Raw genomic sequence first — 15880 nt, forward strand, 5'->3', positions numbered from 1 at the left:
CGAAGAACACGCCTGCAATGTTGCCAGAAGAGAAAATCTGGCGGGTGGTTCTCGATCGACTGCCTGAAATGTCGGAAAAAACGGCGTCTCGCCCCGCCTGCGCCCACGAAGACACCGACCATAGGCTCTTCGACCGTGCAGGTACGTCAACTTGAGATCACCGGCGCCTTCGAGTTCAGCCCGAAGTCCTTCCCCGACCACCGCGGCCTGTTCGTCGCCCCGTTCCAGGGGCCGGCGTTCGCCGAGGCCACCGGCCACGATCTCCAGGTCGCCCAGACCAACCACAGCGTCTCGGCCCGCAACGTGATCCGCGGGGTGCACTTCGCCGACGTCCCGCCGGGGCAGGCGAAGTACGTCTACTGCCCGCAGGGCGCGCTGCTCGACGTGGTGGTCGACGTCCGGGTGGGCTCGCCGACGTTCGGCCGCTGGGAGGCGGTCCGGCTCGACTCCGCCGAGTACCGCGCGCTCTACCTGGCCGAGGGTCTCGGGCACGCCTTCGTCGCGCTCACCGACGACACGGTCATGAACTACCTGTGCTCCACGCCCTACAACCCGTCCGCCGAGCACGGCATCAACCCGCTCGACCCGGCGCTCGGCCTGCCGTGGGGCGACCTGGACGGCGAGCCGGTCCTGTCGGACAAGGACCGCGACGCCCCGAGCCTGGCCGAGGCCCGCGAGGCGGGACTCCTGCCGGACTACGAGGAATGCCTCGCCCACTACGAGAAGCTGCGCTCCGCCTGACCTACCGCGGGAAGTCCTCCGCCAGCACCCTCGCCACGTTGCGCTCGGCGAGCGCGGTGATCGTGACGAACGGGTTCACCCCTGTCGAGCCGGGGATCAGCGAACCGTCCGTGGCGTAGAGGTTGCGGTGTCCGCGCACGCGGCCCCAGCTGTCGGTGGCCCTGCCCAGCGCGCAACCGCCGAGCGGGTGGTAGGTGAAGCGGTTCTCGAAGGCGCGATCGTCGCCGAAGAGGTCGTGGCGGTATCCGGTGCCGTTGGCCCGGTTGATCCGGTCGAACAGCGCCTTCGCGGCGTCGATCGACGGATCGCCCTGCGAGACGTCCCACCGCAGCCGCACCGAGTCGTCGGCCGCCCGGTACTCGAACTCGCCGCGCTCGGGGTTGCGGGTGATCGCCAGGTACAGGCTCGTCCACAGCTCGGTCCCGGCGGGCAGCGGGGCGATCTCGGCGAACACGGGGTGGACCGGGTCGTGCCAGTGGTCGATCCCCAGCGCGGGCATGCCGGATTGCAGTTCCCCGGTGCGCTCCCAGGGAGCCAGCAGGCGGCCGAGCATCACGTTGCCGTTGGTGCCCCAGTGCCGCCCGACCTCGCTGCTGAGCGCGGGCAGGGCCCCGGTTTCCCGCGCCCGCACGAGCAGTTCGGTCGTCCCAAGGCTGCCCGCGCCGAGGAACAGCCACCGGCAGCCGATCTCCTTGGTGCCGAGCGGGTTTCCCAGCTCGTCGATCTGCTCGACGGCAAGCACGTGGGTGCCGTCGGGTTCCTGCCGCAGCGCCCGCACCCGGTGCAGGCTGCGGATGGTCACGTTGCCCGTCCCGACTGCGGCGGGCAGGTAGCTCCGGTCCAGGCTGCGCTTCCCGTGGTTGTTGCCGTAGATCACCTCGGACGCGAGCGCGGATCGCGGTGCCTCGCCCAGCTCCTCCCGCCGCATGTGGTCGAAGTCGTAGACGTTCGGCACGAACGTGGTCCGCAGCCCCGCGCGGTGCGCGTGCGCGCGGGAGACCCTCGCGTAGCGGTAGGACTCGCAGGTCTCGAACCAGTCCTGGTCGACGGAGTTGACGCCCAGCATCCGGTTCGCCAGCGGGAAGTACCGCCCGTACATCTCGTCCGCATCGACCTCCGGCAGGACCTGCTCGAAGTAGTCCCGCTTCGGGACCACCGCCATCCCGCCGTTGACCAGCGAGCCGCCGCCGACCCCGCGGCCGAGGTAGACCGACATCCCGCCGTGGTGGACCCGGTCGAGCACCCCGGCGAAGGGCCGGACGGCGCGGTTGACCAGGTCGAGCCACATCAGCGAGGCCAGCGGCGCCTCGGTCCGGTTCTTGAACCAGCTCGACCGGTGGTCGGGTTCGAGCATGGAGCAGAAGATCCTCCCGTCCTCCCCGGCGCGGTCCCACTGCCTGCCCGCCTCCAGCACCAGCGTCGGGACGCCGGCCTCGCCGAGCCGCAGCGCGGTCACCGCGCCGCCGTAGCCGGACCCGATGACGACCGCGGGCACGAAGTCCCGCTCGGCGGCGGCAGCCGGGCGGAGCGAGACGGAGGTCAGGCCGAGCGCGGCGGCGCTCCGCATCGCCGCGAGTCCGAGGAAGCGCCTGCGGGAGTGGAAGCTCATGGCCGGTGATCATGCGTCGCTGCCCGCGCCGGACCAACGCTCGTCCACGGTTTTCACGTAAACGGCGTAAAGTAAGTTAACGACTATTACTCAACGTATCCGCCCTGGTCGCGGCCACAGGCGGCAGCGCACCACTCCCAGCACCTCGGCGGGCCCGAGCTCCCGGGAGTCGGTGGAGCCGAACTGGTTGTCCCCCTCGACGTGCCACCCGTCGCCGTCCCGCCGCAGCGCGCGCTTCACCGACAGCTGGCCCGGCCGCTGCGCCCACCGCACCAGCACGACCGCGCCCGGAGCGGGCCGCGCGCGCAGCCGCAGCAGCACCACGTCGCGGTCGCGCAGCGTCGGCACCATCGAGGGTCCGCGCACCAGCAGCCGTCGCCACGGCCAGCGTCCGAAGGAGTCCACCGCCCCATCCTGCCCCCGCCCACGTTCCGGGAAGCAAGATCCTTCAAAGCCGTCGCAAGTGGAACGCGGTAGGGTCCGTGCTGTCGGAGCATTCACTGTCAGGGAGGAAAGATGCGGCTACTGTCGCGAATCCTCAGCCCACGTCTGGAGGCGACCGCGCACTGCGATCTGCCGTGCGGCGTGTACGACCCGGCGCAGGCCCGGATCGAGGCTGAGTCCGTCAAGGCGATTCAGGAGAAGTACCAGGCCAACGAGGACGTCGAGTTCCGCACTCGCGCGATCTTCATCGCCGAGCAGCGGTCCGAGCTGGTCAAGCACCACCTGTGGGTGCTGTGGACGGACTACTTCAAGCCGCCGCACTTCGAGAAGTACCCGCAGCTGCACGAGCTGATCAACAAGGCCACCAAGGCCGCCGGTGCCGCGGGCACCAAGGGCTCGATGGACCCGGCCAAGGGCCAGGAGCTGCTGGACTACATCGCCGAGATCGACAAGATCTTCTGGGAGACCAAGCAGGGCTGAGGCTTTCGGTCGAAGAGGGACGCTGACCAGCGGGAACCACTTCCGTTGGTCAGCGTCTTTTTTGGTCTCCTGCCAGTCTCATACGGCCCACAGACGGCCCGAGTGACGGCCCAGCGCGCACGTCCATACCGGACCCGCCTCGCGGATGGCGTGGTCGTCTGGCGCGCCCTGCGGCGGGCGACCCCACACCTCTGTTGGCAAGTCGACCCGGACCGCAGCGGAGTTCTACGGAGCGAGGACCGGAAGCGGCGCGGCAGCGATCGCCAGGATCAGCCGCACCAAGTCCGGCAGGCTCGGCGATCGTCGGGACGTCTGCCGGCACCGGCCGTGGCTCTGCTCCTGGTGCTCGACTCCGGTTAGCACGCGATGGCCCGCCTGCTCGGCGTCCGGGCGGTGGCTGGCGCGCGAACGGCCGCCAGGCCGCACGCGCAAGCGCCATGCCAAACCGCCAGGACGCGCGCCGCCCCCGGCGGCGCGCCTTGATCCATTAGAGCGAAATTCGGCAACGATCTTAGCAAGATGACCTGTAGTGTCGCAGACCTTGTAACTATTAGGCAGGGTGCAATGCGGACGCTTGTTCACAGCGTTTGACCGCCTTGTCCACGCGCGTATGGATAGGCTGACCCTATAAAGTAACTGGCTGGACAGATGCGAAGGGTATCGGATGGAATCGCCTCCGTTAGACTGGTCGCCGACTGAGAAAGCTCTTTGGGGCGCATTTTGCCGTGGCGAACAATTAGATGTCCGACCCGCCGACCCCACTCAGAGTGACCCGTTTGATAATAATCAGTGGGATTCAAGCCGGGATATTCGCGCCGAGGTTTTACACCATCTGCTTCTATCGGATGCTGTGACGAACGAGGGCTACCCGTGTCGCCTAATCCTGATTGGGGCACGCGTAACTGGAACGCTTGATCTGGGCTGTGGCAAGGTCAATCCTTTCCTGTTTACATCTTGTCGGTTTGATGAAGTGTCCAATTTAAATGACGCAACAGGAAGCTTTGCGGGTTTTGGCGAGTGTAAACTGCCCGGACTCTCCGCCGAGCGCTTCGATTGCTCGGGTGCAGTTTGGCTACAAGGAACGCGTGCCCATGGTACTCTCAATTTCGAGAATTGCGCATGCATTGAGTTCGATGCTCGATTCTTGGAGTTTGTCGGATCGAACGACGGCTATCTCAACCTTAATGGCTCAAGAGTTGGTCGGGATATAAATCTTCATGGTACCTCAGCCCCGTGTGTTTCTCTGACACAGGCAAGCCTTGAAGGTGATTTGCTACTTGGAAAGGCAACGCTAGGTAAGGGCGGCCTGCGTGCTTTTCAAGCTACGATTGGTGGTTCCGCATACCTAACGGATGGATTTGCGTCCGAGGGGCCGACTTACTTAGAGGGCGTTACTATCGGCGGGAAATGCGTAATCAACGAAGGGAAGTTCACCGCCGACGAGCAGTCAGCGCTACACTTAGACCACGCCGAGATTCGCCTCGGATTCCAGGGACGCAATGCTGAGGTGAATGGCACGTTTCGGGCGCATCATGCCAAAATAGGATGTCAGTTATCGTTGCAGGATGCCAAACTGCGAAATCCAGGCGACGTTGCTCTACAGGCGGACCATATACTGATCGATGGTTCGCTCCTTTTAAATGGGGACACCATAGTGGAAGGGGCAATTGACCTGCATGGCGCAGAGATTGAGTGCACACTCAATCTTGTTGGGGCCTCATTTATTGAGCAATCCAACTCGATGCCCGCGCTTTCTGTGAGGAACGTGAGAATCGGCGGGAACGTATTAGGTCACTCCCTTTCGATGAAGGGACAGGTAGCCCTCGACTCGTCAACTATTTCCGGCGCGGTCGACCTTACCGAAGCAAGCATTCAGAACAGGCGTGGACGAGTCTCGCTTAGTGCAACAAAGGCAACGATCTCGAAACTAATGCTTAGCTCGAACTTCTCAAGTATCGGTGAGATTCGACTTGCAGATTCCACCATTGAAACTGATTTGGTACTATCGGGAGCCACTCTAGATAACGCTGAGTCGACATCACTGCGTGCGCCAAGGCTGGCAGTACAAGGTAATATTTTGGCGAGTGACTGCAAAGCCATCGGCTCCATTGAATTAACTGACGCGACGGTGAATGGAGACGTCCGACTTCTTGACTCATCGCTAAAGGGACTGCCGCTCAAAGAGCCTTCCTTCGGTAGGCCCCGCGACCCAAATAGTGGGCGCGAGTGGCGCGGCATATCGATTAATCTCAGCGATGCAGAAATATCTGGGGATGTAGACGTCAGGGGCAGTGCGTTCACGGAGTCGATTGTTCTCGAATCCGCCCGCATCGGTGGTGCGGTCATACTTGACCAAGCGTCCGTAGAGACGAGCAGCACGGTTTCTTTGCGTGCGGAGGGATTAACTGCGGGCTCTCTCAGAATGGATTTTAAGCGACGTCCCCAGGGGATGATCGATCTGACATCGGCGAGCGTAAAGTTACTGGCCGATAGCGACAACAGTTGGCCAGATAGTGGGCTGAAAATCGAAGGTTTTGAGTATCGCCGCTTGTCTTCTTCGATGTCGACCAGAGACCGTATTGCGTGGCTACGCGGCGCCACCAATCCGTATGCGGCTCAGCCGTACAGTCAGCTCGCTTCGTGCTTTTCCTTGGCTGGACAAGAGGACGACGCACGTGAGGTGCGTTTCGCGTCTGACAAGAGATATCACCAAACGGGCAACCTTACCCTTAGGTTTTGGGGACGATTGCAAGAATGGACAGTCGGGTTTGGGTACAAGCCGGCAAGAGCCTTACTGATTTTCTCCTTGCTCTGGGTTTCCGCGTCGCTTTGGTTTAGCTTCGGAGTAGCATCATGCGGTCGCGAATCCGCCGGTCTATGTCCTGTAAAGGCAGGTGAGCACCCGACCTGGGATCCTTGGCTGTACTCGCTCGATCTTCTGGTTCCACTTGTAAACTTGGGGCATGAAATAGCTTGGGATCCCACGGGTTGGAGTAAGTTAGTGATGTATGTGCTTACTGTTTCTGGTTGGATCTTGGCCACAACAGTTATCGCGGCTGCTAGTAGAAAGCTTAGGCGAACGTAAGGTGGCTGTGGTCCTTATCCCTAATCCTAAGTAGGCCGCTTTGGTAGGGTGCGTGTATGCGCGGCGCTGGCGATGAGCTGAGCATTGGGGAACGGCTGGCGTTCTACCGGCGTCGCCGCGGGCTTTCGCAGGCAGTCCTAGCTGGGCTGATGGGGAAGTCTGAGGACTGGGTCAGCAAGGTTGAGCGTGGTAAGCGGCAGGTCAACCGGCTCGACGTCCTCGTGGAGCTGGCGCGGCAACTTCGGGTGACGCTGAATGATCTGCTTGGTGAGCCGGTCCTCTTCGAGGACGAGGAAGCCAACGATGACGTGCCCGCGGTGCGCGATGCTCTGATGTCGCCTCAGCGGTTGTCGCGCACGCTGTTCGGTAGTGCGTTGCAGCCGGAGTACGTTGACCCTGAGCCGGTCGCGCGGGTGACTGAGGAAGCTTGGAACCAGTACCAGAACGGCAGCGTCGGACACGTGATCGGCGTGCTCCCCGGCCTGATCCGATCGGCACAGCAACTCGAAAGCGGGGCGTCGGGCAGGCCGACGTATGCGCGGCGGGCGTTCGCGGTGTCGGCGCGGATTCACCACCTGGCGGCCACGACGTTGAGCAAGGTCGGTGAGTCGGACCTGTCGTGGATCGCGGCAGAGCGGGCCATGCAGGCGGCCGACCAGTCGGAGAGTCCGCTTGTACTTGCATCAGCGGCGCGGGCGGGTACTCACGCCCTGCTCGCGGTTGGCAGGTTCGATGACGCGCTGAGCCTCGGGGAAACGGCGGCACGGTGGCTCGGACCGGAGATCCGCGAGGGTGATCCGGGCGCGTTGAGCCTGTACGGGATGTTGTTCCTGCGGACGGCGGTGGCTGCTGCGCGTCGACAGGATCGGCAGACAACGCGCGAGTTGCTGCGGCAGGCCGGGACGGCGGCCGATCGGCTCGGTGAGGACGGGAACTACTGGCAGACCGGCTTCGGGCCGACGAACGTGGAGCTCCACCGGCTATCGGCGGCGCTCGACCTCGGGGACGTGGCGAACGTTGTGGAGAGTGGCGCGGCGGTTCGGCCAACACATCTGCCTGTCGAGCGGCAGGTCACGCATGCCATCGACCTCGCCCGCGCGCTCAGCCAGCTCGCGCGGGACGACGAGGCGCTGCGCGTGCTCCTGGATGCGGAGTCGCAGGCACCGCAACTGGTGCGGCACAGCTCGATGGTCCGCGAGGTCGTGCGGACCATGTACCGTCGTGCCCCGGTGAGCAGCGGGAAGTCGTCGCCGCTGCTGGGGTTGGCGGAACGATGCAGGGCGGTTCGATGAGCACACGCACTCTTGGCCTGATCGGCTCGGCGGCCGGCGGCCTGGAGAACATCCGCCCATCCCTGATCGAACCTGCGATCGCTCGCGGCTGGCAGGTCGCGGTCACGTTGACCCCGACGGCTGGAACCTGGTTGCAGGACAGCGGAGAACTCCAGCGGATCGAGGACGTGACTGGTCTGCCGTGCCGGGTCTCGCCACGCATGCCGACGGAGAACAGCCCGCACCCGCCGATTGATTGCTACCTCGTGTGTCCGGCCTCGTCCAACACGGTCGCCAAGCTCGCCCTCGGCCTCGCCGACAACCAGGCGCTGACCTCGGTGTGCGAGGCGATCGGCGGCCAAGTCGTCCCGGTGGTCGTCTTTCCACGGATCAATGCTGCCCATGTGCGGCAGCCCGCGTGGAACTCCCACATCGATGCCCTGTGCAGCGTCGGCGTGCACCTGTTGATAGGTGAGGACATCTGGCCGCTGCACGAGCCTCGGAGTGCGCCGGGCAAGGACCTTCCGTGGTCGAAGATCCTTGATGCTGTGGACGCGATCGTGCCCGGTCAAGGCCCGTCTACCCCAAGCTGATCATTACCCGGACAGTTTGTCCGGGTGATCCACTCGGTTCCGGGTTCTCCTGTTGTCAGCGCCCCAGAAGGCGGGGCCTGACCAGGAAGGACCGACACCGTGAGCATGTACGTGATCCTGCAACCGGACCCCGGTTACGGGGCCGAAGTCATCGAACCCGCGCCGGGCATGCGGCAGCTCGTCGTCGGTGGCGGCGGGATGGCCCTCACCGTTCAGGTACCCGCCAGGATGGGCGGGCCTGGCGATGCGGCTCGGTTCGCTCGCGGCCTCGCGAGTGCAGCGCTGGACTTCGCGGAGTGGTGCGAACAGCAGGGCGTCGGTGCTCACCGCCTGCGGGAATCACCCGGTCTGTTCCGTAGCGAGGGTGACGCCTGATGTCCGATCCACTGGGGTTGCCGTTGTCGGCGGAGCACCTGATGGGGCTGCCGCTGCCCATCGGCCAGGCGAAACGCCTGCTGATCCTCGACCGCACCGACATCAGCACCGTCACATGGCCGGAGTTCAACACGGCGGATGTGTTCATCGGTGCCCGCACGCCGATCGTCTACACGATGTGCCGCCGAAACCTGTTGCGGCTGCACGAATCCGTGACCGTTGCACCGGGGCAGCTCGGCGAGCAGAAATGGCGGGACTGATGTTGGCCAGGCTTTTCCAGCGCTGGCGCAAGAACCGCGAATGGCGGCGGATGCGTCGTCGCCGCGTCCGCATCTACCTGTAGTTGAGGCTCGGCCGGTTCTCGTCTCCCCCGATTGAGAGGGCCGGTCGTCGGTTGGCGGGGTGGCTCTTCCCCCGGCTGTGCCCCGCCAACCATCCAAGGACGGGATCAGGGACATGGGGAACAAGCAAGCAGATGTAGCGGAGTTGCACCGGCTGGCGTTGAAGATCGCGGACCAGGTGCAGAGGCTCAGCGATCGTGTTTCGGTGCTGGAGCGTCCGGTTGGGCCGGAAGGTGCGCCTCGATCGCGGTGACGCGCTCGGTGAGCTGCTCGACGGAGGCACTGATCTTGTGGAGAAGCCAGACGGCGCACCACACTCGGCAGAGCTGATCATCACGTCATCGTGGGGCAAGGTCGTCAAGGCCAACGACTTCAACCGTGACTACTGGAAGCGGGCGCTGAAGATGGCCGACGTGCCGCACGGGCGGTACGAGAACGGGATGCACGAGCTGCGGCACTTCTTCGCCTCCGTGCTGCTCGACCAGGGCGAGTCCATCAAGGCGGTCGCCGAGTGGCTGGGACACTCCGACCCGTCCTTCACGCTGCGGACGTACACCCACCTGATGCCCAGCAGCGACAAGAGGACCAAGACAGTGATCGACGGCGTGTACCGCCGAAGGGACGGCAACGCGGCCCGGAACGGCCCAGACACGGCCCAGCAAGATCAGAAACCGGCGTAGTGGCTGTTCGGCGCTGGTCTTGCGTGAGATCGACAAGATCTTCTGGGAGACCAAGCAGGGCTGAGGCTTTCGGCCACGAAGCGACGCCGGCCAGCGGGAACGATCTCCGCTGGCCGGCGTCTCTTTTCGCTTGGTGCCCGGCGGAAAAATCCGCCCGCGCCTTCCGCGCTCCTAGCCCACCAACTTCGCCAGCGACGCGAGCGACGCCTTGTGCAGGTTCGAAATGATGTTGCGCGGCTTGTCCTTCGGGTCGTCGGCGTAGAACGACGCACCGGACTCGTAGGCCACGTAGACATCGTCGCCGTACACCGTCAGGCCCTCGGACATGCTCGGCGAGCGGAAGCAGGACAGCTTCGCGTCGTCCAGGTCGGTCTCGCCCTTGCCGCGGCCGACGACGTAGATGTTGCTTCGGTTGTTCCGGCCGTGCGAGGTGCTGTAGATGAACAGGTCCTCGGTGACCACGACGCCCTGCGTCTTGGTCGGCACCTCCCAGGAACCTTCCTGCTTGGTCAGCCCGCCGTCCGCGCCGACCTTGTACGACTGCATCGTGCCGCGGCCCGCTTCGTTGAACTTCCCGGCCCACAGCGTGTCCGTCGGGCCGTGGCTGGTCAGGAAGGACGCGGACTCGACCTTCTGCCCGTTGTTCTCCGGCTCCAGCGAACCCGACGACTTCAGGGCGTCCTTCAGCTTCGGCAGCGAGTACCGCAGGACCTCGTCGTTCGACCGGCCCGACACGAAGGCCCAGCCCTGCTTCTCGAACACCGCGATGCCGCCGACGTGGGTGCCCGCGATCCAGGCGTTGCCGACCTTCTTGCCGGTCCTGGCGTCGATGCCGACGATCAGCGACTTCGAGCCCTCGAAGTACTCGGTGACCAGGATCAGGTCGTCCTCGCCGTCCCAGTTGGACCAGGTCGCCGTCCCCTGCGGGATGTGCGTCTCCAAGCCCGGAACCGGGTGGCTCTTCGAGAACCGCTCGTCGTAGGCGTACGACGCCGACTCGCCGTGGTAGAAGGGGCCTGCCTGCCCGCTGGACTTCGCGTCGCACTCGATCGCCGCCGCCGACGCCGTCCCGGTGGCCACCGTGGTCCCGAGCGCCAGCGCGGCCACGACCGCGCTGACCGTCGCCTTGCGAAGTGAGCTCATCGTTCCCCCGAAAGTCGTGAACATTTCACTTCTTCCGACTCCGCCGGGCCCGTTCCGGTTCCCGCCGATGTCCTGATCCGTGGGCAGGATGTCGTTGCTGCCAACTTCCGGCCCGCACATGCTGGAACCGTGATCACGCAAGAGGTCGTGGTGGTCGTCTACGACGACGCGCAGCTGCTCGACGTCGCGGGCCCGGTCGAGGTCTTCGACGCCGCCACCCGGTTCCTCGGCGGCGGCTACCGGGTGCGGCTGGCCTCCGCCGGCGGTGGGCAGGTGCGCACCTCGTCCGGCGTCCGGCTCACCGCCGATCTCGACCTCGCCACGGCGGACCCGCCGGACACCCTGGTCGTGGCGGGCGGCTGGGGCTACACCGACGCCGCAGGCGACGCCGAGCTGATCGCGCACCTGCGGCGGCTGGCGTCGGGAGCCTGCCGGACCGTTTCGGTCTGCACCGGCGCGTTCCTGCTCGCCGAGGCCGGCCTGCTGCGCGACCGCCGGGCGACGACGCACTGGGCGTTCTGCGACCGGCTCGCCGAGTCCTACCCGGACGTCGCGGTCCAGCCCGACTCGATCTACGTCCACGACGGCCCCGTCCTCACCGCGGCCGGGGTGACCTCGGGCATCGACGTCAGCCTCGCCGTGGTCGAGCAGGACCACGGCGCCGACCTCGCGCGCCTGATCGCCAAGGCGATGGTCGTCTTCCTCCGGCGCCCGGGCGGGCAGTCCCAGTTCAGCGTCTGGAACGGCACCCGGCCGGTGCGCGACCAGGCGCTCGACGACCTGCTCGCCGACATCGCCGCGCAGCCGGCGGGCGACTTCAGCGTGCCCGCGATGGCCCGGCGGCTGTCGATGAGCACCCGCCACTTCAGCCGCACGTTCACCAGGGAAGTCGGCGTCAGCCCCGGCCGCTACGTCGAACGCGCCCGCGTCGAGGCGGCCCGCTCGCTGCTGGAGACCGGCCAGGACGGGGTGGTCCGCCGCTGCGGCTTCGGCAGCGCCGAAACCATGCGCCGCGCCTTTCTCCGCGAGCTGGGCGTCCCGCCAACCGCCTACCGAAACCGCTTCCGCACCGCGATCTGAGAGGAAAACCCGATGCACATCGCATTCGTTCTCTACCCCGGGATGACGGCGCTCGACCTGGTCGGCCCGTCCCAGGTGCTCTGCTGCCACCCGGCCGTCGAAGCGCACTACGTCGCCGGGACCCCGGACCCGGTCCGCACCGACAGCGGGCTCGTCATCCAGCCCACGACCACCTTCGCCGAACTCACCGCCCCCGAGGTCCTCGTCGTCCCGGGCGGAGGCGGCTGGCGCCGGGCGCTCGACGACACCGCGCTCGTCGACTACATCGCCACCGCGCACCCGGCGGCCACCTGGACGACGTCGGTGTGCAGCGGGTCCACGCTGCTGGCGAAGGCCGGAATCCTCACCGGCAAGCGCGCGACGACGCACTGGGCGGTCCGCGACGTCCTGGTCGAGCTCGGCGCCGAGCTGAGCACCGACCGCGTGGTCTTCGACGGGAACGTGGTCACCGCCGCCGGGGTGTCGGCGGGCATCGACATGGGGTTCGCGCTGGCCGCCGCGATCTGGGACGAGCCGACCGCGCAGCAGTTCCAGCTCGGCCTCGAGTACGACCCGCAGCCGCCCTTCGACACCGGATCGCCGGAGAAGGCGCCTGCGGAGATGGTCGCGGCCATCCGCGCCGCGGTACGCGCCGCCTAGCCCGGTTACTCTCGTGCCGTGACCGAGCACCGCGTTTTCCTGCTGCGACACGGCGAAACCGAATGGTCCGGGAACGGCAGGCACACCGGCCGGACCGACATCCCGCTCACCGCCAACGGCGAACGCCTGGCGCGCCGCGCGGGCCGGACCCTCGCTGCGCTCGGGCTGGTCCTGCCCGCGCTCGTGCTGGCCAGCCCGAAGCAGCGCGCACAGCGCACCGCCGACCTCGCCGGACTGCGCGACGTGATCACCGAACCGCTGCTGGCCGAGTGGGACTACGGCGACTACGAGGGCCTGACGACCCCGCAGATCCGCGAGCGGGTGCCGGACTGGACGGTGTGGACCCATCCCTGCCCCGGCGGCGAGTCCGCCGAGAAGGTCACCGCCCGCGCGGACAAGGTCCTGGCCGCCGTCCGGCACGCCGAGTCCGATGTGGTGCTCGTCGGCCACGGCCACTTCAGCCGCTCGCTGATCGCGCGCTGGATCGGCGAGCCCGTCGGCTCCGGAGTCCGCTTCGCCCTCGATCCCGCCGCCGTGACGGTGCTCGGCCGCGAGCGCGGGGTCCCCCAGGTCGTCCGGTCGAACATCCCGGCATGGCAGGATTCCGGCGACTGAGGAGGTGGCCGGAAATGATCCGCAGGGTGGCCGAGACCGACGTGCCGGCGGTGGTGGAGCTCGTCTACGACCTGGCCCGCTACGAGCGGCTGGAGCACGAGTGCGGGCTCACCGAGCAGCAGCTCACCGACGCGCTGTTCTGCGAGTCCCCCAAGGTGTTCGGCCATGTGGCCGAAGTGGACGGTGCGATCGGCGGATTCTCCCTGTGGTTCCTGAACTTCTCGACCTGGCGGGGAGTCCACGGCATCTACCTGGAGGACCTCTACGTGCGTCCGGAGCACCGCGGCCTCGGCCTCGGCAAACAGCTCCTGCAGGCCCTCGCCCAGGAATGCGTCGAGCGCGGCTACGCCCGCCTGGAGTGGTCGGTGCTGGACTGGAACGAGCCGTCGATCAACTTCTACAAGGCGGCCGGGGCGATCCCGATGGACGAGTGGACCGTCTTCCGGCTCACCGACGACGCCCTGCGCTCGTTCGCGGGCTGAGTCAGTCCCGGTCCGCGTCCGGGGCCGCGCCGGAGTGGAACGCCCACGCGCGGCCCTCGCGGTTGAACATGAAGCACAGCACGGCGATCGCGGGCACCCCGATCGCCAGCCCGATCCCCGGCTGACCCGACGGCCCCAGCGCGTACCAGGCCGCGCCGATCAGCAGCAGCTGCAGCAGCAGCGCGGGCGTCCTGGCCCAGTGCTTGCCGCGCAGCAGGCCGATGCCCGCCGCCAGCACCGCCAGCGACAGCACCCCGAAGTAACCCGCCTCGCCGTAGGTCGAGCTGCGGTCCAGGGTGCCCACCCCGCCCAGATCGCTCGCGGTGCTGCGGATCAGCAGGGCGACGACGAAGACGAGGCCGGCCACCGCCTGCAGGGTGGTCAGGACCCCGGCGATGCGCACGGTGCGCGGGGGTGCTTCGGTCGACACGGGCCATCGCCCTTTCCGAGGGAGAAAACTGGTAACTCTGCGTGTACGGGTTCGATGGTAATACCGCCCGAACGACCCATGGCCGTGGCGGGGTCCGCGAGCAATGATCGGATCATGGCTGGCGCGGCGGTCCGGGGGTGCGGGGTTCCTCCACGTCCCGCCGCGGGTCCGGCCGGAGCCGATCCGCTCGAAGCCGGCGCGTTCCGGGGTTGCGCGCCGCGGGCGGAGCGGCCGGAGGTGGGAATCGACGGCGAGGCGCACCCGTGGCAGGTGTCTCAGCCCGCCGGAACCACCGTCGCCGGGACGCACCCGGCCGCCCTCCCGTCCGCAGGCCGGAAGGGGGTCGCGCCCAGGATCTGAACCGACCGAGTCGGCGCCCGGAGGGTCGCCTAGGCTGCGGGTGTGCGCGCCGTTCTTGTCGTCAACCCGCAGGCGACGTCGACCACCGCGGCAGGCCGCGACGTGCTCGCGCACGCGCTGGCCAGCGCGCTGAAGCTCGACATCGTCGAGACCGCGTACCGCGGTCACGCGGCCGACGCCGCGCGCGCGGCGGTCGTCGACGGCGTGGACCTGGTCATCGCGCACGGCGGCGACGGCACGGTCAACGAAGTGGTCAACGGCATGTTCTCGGCGGCGCCGGCGGGAGACCGCTCGATGCCGACGCTGGGCGTGGTCCCCGGCGGTTCGGCGAACGTCTTCGCCCGCGCGCTCGGACTGCCGAAGGACCCGGTCGAAGCGACCCACCGGCTGCTGCGCGCGGTCGAGTCCGGCAGCGGGCGCCGGGTCGGCCTGGGCCGGGCCAACGACCGCTGGTTCACCTTCAACGCGGGTGTCGGCTGGGACGCAGACGTGGTCGCCGAGGTCGAGCGGCTGCGCGCCGAGGGCCGCGAGGTCACCCCCGCCCTGTACGCCCGCACCGCCCTGGCCTGCTACTTCCGTGTCGCACGGCACAAGCCGCTGATCACCGTCCGGGCCGGCGACGAGGAACCGGTGACCGATCTGCACACCGCGTTCGTCACGAACACCGACCCGTGGACCTACCTGGGCCCGCGGCCGGTGCGGATGAACCCCGACACCTCCTTCGACACCGGTCTCGGGATCTTCTCGCTCCGCAGCATGAACGCTTACACAGTGTTACAACACGTAGCTCAGATGCTGCGCGGTAGAGCGAAACCACACGGAAGAAACTCTTTTCGGCGTGCGGACGTGGGGTACCTCCACGTAACCTGTCAGGAGCCGTTGCGCCTGCAGGTGGACGGCGACAACCTCGGCGAGCGCTCGGTCATCGAGTTCCTCTCGGTGCCGGACGCTCTACGCGTCGCCGTATAACCTTCTCGTAACGGATGGTCGTCGTCGGCCGGTGACCTCGTCCAGGTCCGACGATCAACCGAAACCCCTGGTCAAGAACCATCGATCTTTCAGGTGAGTTCCCTCACCGCCGGAGATCGAACCCTTGACATCACGCCAGTTCGTGAAAGCATTCACAAGCACACGGACTCCGTGAAAGCATTCACAAACACCCCGAACGAAACTATCGGCGCGCGTGGGCGCGCCTAGCGAGGAGCAAGGAACAATGGACTGGCGCCACGATGCGGTTTGCCGTGACGAGGACCCGGAACTGTTCTTCCCCGTAGGGAACAGCGGTCCTGCGCTCCTGCAGATCGCCGAGGCGAAAGCCGTTTGCCGGCGGTGCCCGGTCGCTTCGGAGTGCCTGGCCTGGGCACTTGAGAGCGGTCAGGACGCCGGTGTCTGGGGCGGCATGAGCGAGGACGAGCGGCGTGCCCTGAAGCGGCGCAACTCCCGCACCCGGGCGGCCCGAACCACCGCCTGAGTCGCGCGTCCCGCTGGAAGAGTAACGGGTCGGCCACGGTC

At 66.7% G+C, this 15880-nt stretch carries 18 protein-coding genes; 14 read left to right on the plus strand and 4 right to left on the minus strand.

Annotation, left to right across the window (positions count from 1 at the left end; translation table 11 throughout):
- The first annotated feature begins 135 nt into the window (after positions 1-135).
- Positions 136-741 carry a dTDP-4-dehydrorhamnose 3,5-epimerase family protein gene (locus ABD691_RS13200; RefSeq protein ID WP_344679912.1) on the plus strand — a complete coding sequence of 202 codons (606 nt, stop codon included), beginning with the start codon at positions 136-138 and terminating at the stop codon, positions 739-741.
- A gap of 1 nt (position 742) precedes the next feature.
- Here the strand turns inward: ABD691_RS13200 and ABD691_RS13205 are convergent, their stop codons facing one another.
- Positions 743-2350 carry a GMC oxidoreductase gene (locus ABD691_RS13205; protein WP_344679913.1) on the minus strand — a complete coding sequence of 536 codons (1608 nt, stop codon included), beginning with the start codon at positions 2348-2350 and terminating at the stop codon, positions 743-745.
- 90 nt (positions 2351-2440) lie between these two features.
- Positions 2441-2755 carry a S24 family peptidase gene (locus ABD691_RS13210; RefSeq protein WP_344679914.1) on the minus strand — a complete coding sequence of 105 codons (315 nt, stop codon included), beginning with the start codon at positions 2753-2755 and terminating at the stop codon, positions 2441-2443.
- Between the two features lie 111 nt (positions 2756-2866).
- Here ABD691_RS13210 and sodN point away from each other — a divergent pair, with 111 nt between their 5' ends.
- The 7 genes from sodN to ABD691_RS13245 all read left to right on the plus strand — a co-directional run bounded on the left by sodN (position 2867) and on the right by ABD691_RS13245 (position 9619).
- Positions 2867-3274, plus strand: a complete 408-nt coding sequence (gene sodN / locus ABD691_RS13215; RefSeq protein ID WP_344679915.1) for a superoxide dismutase, Ni — start codon at positions 2867-2869, stop codon at positions 3272-3274.
- A 664-nt stretch (positions 3275-3938) separates the two neighbouring features.
- Positions 3939-6359 (plus strand): hypothetical protein, encoded by a 2421-nt coding sequence (locus tag ABD691_RS13220; protein ID WP_344679916.1) that lies wholly within the window; start codon positions 3939-3941, stop codon positions 6357-6359.
- 56 nt (positions 6360-6415) lie between these two features.
- Positions 6416-7651 (plus strand): helix-turn-helix domain-containing protein, encoded by a 1236-nt coding sequence (locus tag ABD691_RS13225; RefSeq protein ID WP_344679917.1) that lies wholly within the window; start codon positions 6416-6418, stop codon positions 7649-7651.
- Complete coding sequence (locus ABD691_RS13230) at positions 7648-8223, plus strand: flavoprotein (RefSeq protein ID WP_344679918.1); 576 nt, start codon at positions 7648-7650, stop codon at positions 8221-8223. The genes ABD691_RS13225 and ABD691_RS13230 overlap by 4 nt, the downstream gene beginning before the upstream one ends.
- A gap of 105 nt (positions 8224-8328) precedes the next feature.
- Positions 8329-8598: a hypothetical protein gene (locus tag ABD691_RS13235; RefSeq protein ID WP_344679919.1), complete on the plus strand. Its 270-nt coding sequence runs from the start codon at positions 8329-8331 to the stop codon at positions 8596-8598.
- Between the two features lie 41 nt (positions 8599-8639).
- Positions 8640-8858 carry a hypothetical protein gene (locus ABD691_RS13240; protein ID WP_344679920.1) on the plus strand — a complete coding sequence of 73 codons (219 nt, stop codon included), beginning with the start codon at positions 8640-8642 and terminating at the stop codon, positions 8856-8858.
- A gap of 302 nt (positions 8859-9160) precedes the next feature.
- Positions 9161-9619 (plus strand): tyrosine-type recombinase/integrase, encoded by a 459-nt coding sequence (locus ABD691_RS13245; protein ID WP_344679921.1) that lies wholly within the window; start codon positions 9161-9163, stop codon positions 9617-9619.
- A 171-nt stretch (positions 9620-9790) separates the two neighbouring features.
- Here ABD691_RS13245 and ABD691_RS13250 read toward each other — a convergent pair whose 3' ends face one another.
- Positions 9791-10762, minus strand: a complete 972-nt coding sequence (locus ABD691_RS13250) for a hypothetical protein (RefSeq protein ID WP_344679922.1) — start codon at positions 10760-10762, stop codon at positions 9791-9793.
- A 129-nt stretch (positions 10763-10891) separates the two neighbouring features.
- Between ABD691_RS13250 and ABD691_RS13255 the strand changes: the two genes are divergently transcribed.
- From ABD691_RS13255 to ABD691_RS13270, 4 genes are read left to right on the plus strand one after another with little or no spacing between them, the layout of a single operon-like run.
- A complete protein-coding gene (locus ABD691_RS13255) occupies positions 10892-11842 on the plus strand; it encodes a GlxA family transcriptional regulator (protein WP_344679923.1) in 951 nt (316 codons plus the stop codon).
- Positions 11843-11854: 12 nt separating this feature from the next.
- Positions 11855-12481: a DJ-1/PfpI family protein gene (locus tag ABD691_RS13260; protein ID WP_344679924.1), complete on the plus strand. Its 627-nt coding sequence runs from the start codon at positions 11855-11857 to the stop codon at positions 12479-12481.
- Between the two features lie 18 nt (positions 12482-12499).
- Positions 12500-13096 carry an acid phosphatase gene (locus tag ABD691_RS13265; protein WP_344679925.1) on the plus strand — a complete coding sequence of 199 codons (597 nt, stop codon included), beginning with the start codon at positions 12500-12502 and terminating at the stop codon, positions 13094-13096.
- 14 nt (positions 13097-13110) lie between these two features.
- Positions 13111-13578, plus strand: coding sequence for a GNAT family N-acetyltransferase (locus ABD691_RS13270; RefSeq protein WP_344679926.1), 468 nt, complete (start codon positions 13111-13113; stop codon positions 13576-13578).
- 1 nt (position 13579) lies between these two features.
- On the opposite strand, the gene ABD691_RS13275 is transcribed toward ABD691_RS13270, so the two are convergent.
- Positions 13580-14008: a hypothetical protein gene (locus ABD691_RS13275; protein ID WP_344679927.1), complete on the minus strand. Its 429-nt coding sequence runs from the start codon at positions 14006-14008 to the stop codon at positions 13580-13582.
- 402 nt (positions 14009-14410) lie between these two features.
- On the opposite strand from ABD691_RS13275, the gene ABD691_RS13280 reads away from it, so the two are divergent.
- Positions 14411-15337: a diacylglycerol/lipid kinase family protein gene (locus ABD691_RS13280; protein ID WP_344679928.1), complete on the plus strand. Its 927-nt coding sequence runs from the start codon at positions 14411-14413 to the stop codon at positions 15335-15337.
- A 244-nt stretch (positions 15338-15581) separates the two neighbouring features.
- Positions 15582-15839, plus strand: a complete 258-nt coding sequence (locus tag ABD691_RS13285) for a WhiB family transcriptional regulator (RefSeq protein ID WP_344679929.1) — start codon at positions 15582-15584, stop codon at positions 15837-15839.
- Positions 15840-15880: the final 41 nt, after the last annotated feature.

The organism is Saccharopolyspora taberi, assembly GCF_039534165.1.
Taxonomy (GTDB): Bacteria; Actinomycetota; Actinomycetes; order Mycobacteriales; family Pseudonocardiaceae; genus Saccharopolyspora_D; species Saccharopolyspora_D taberi.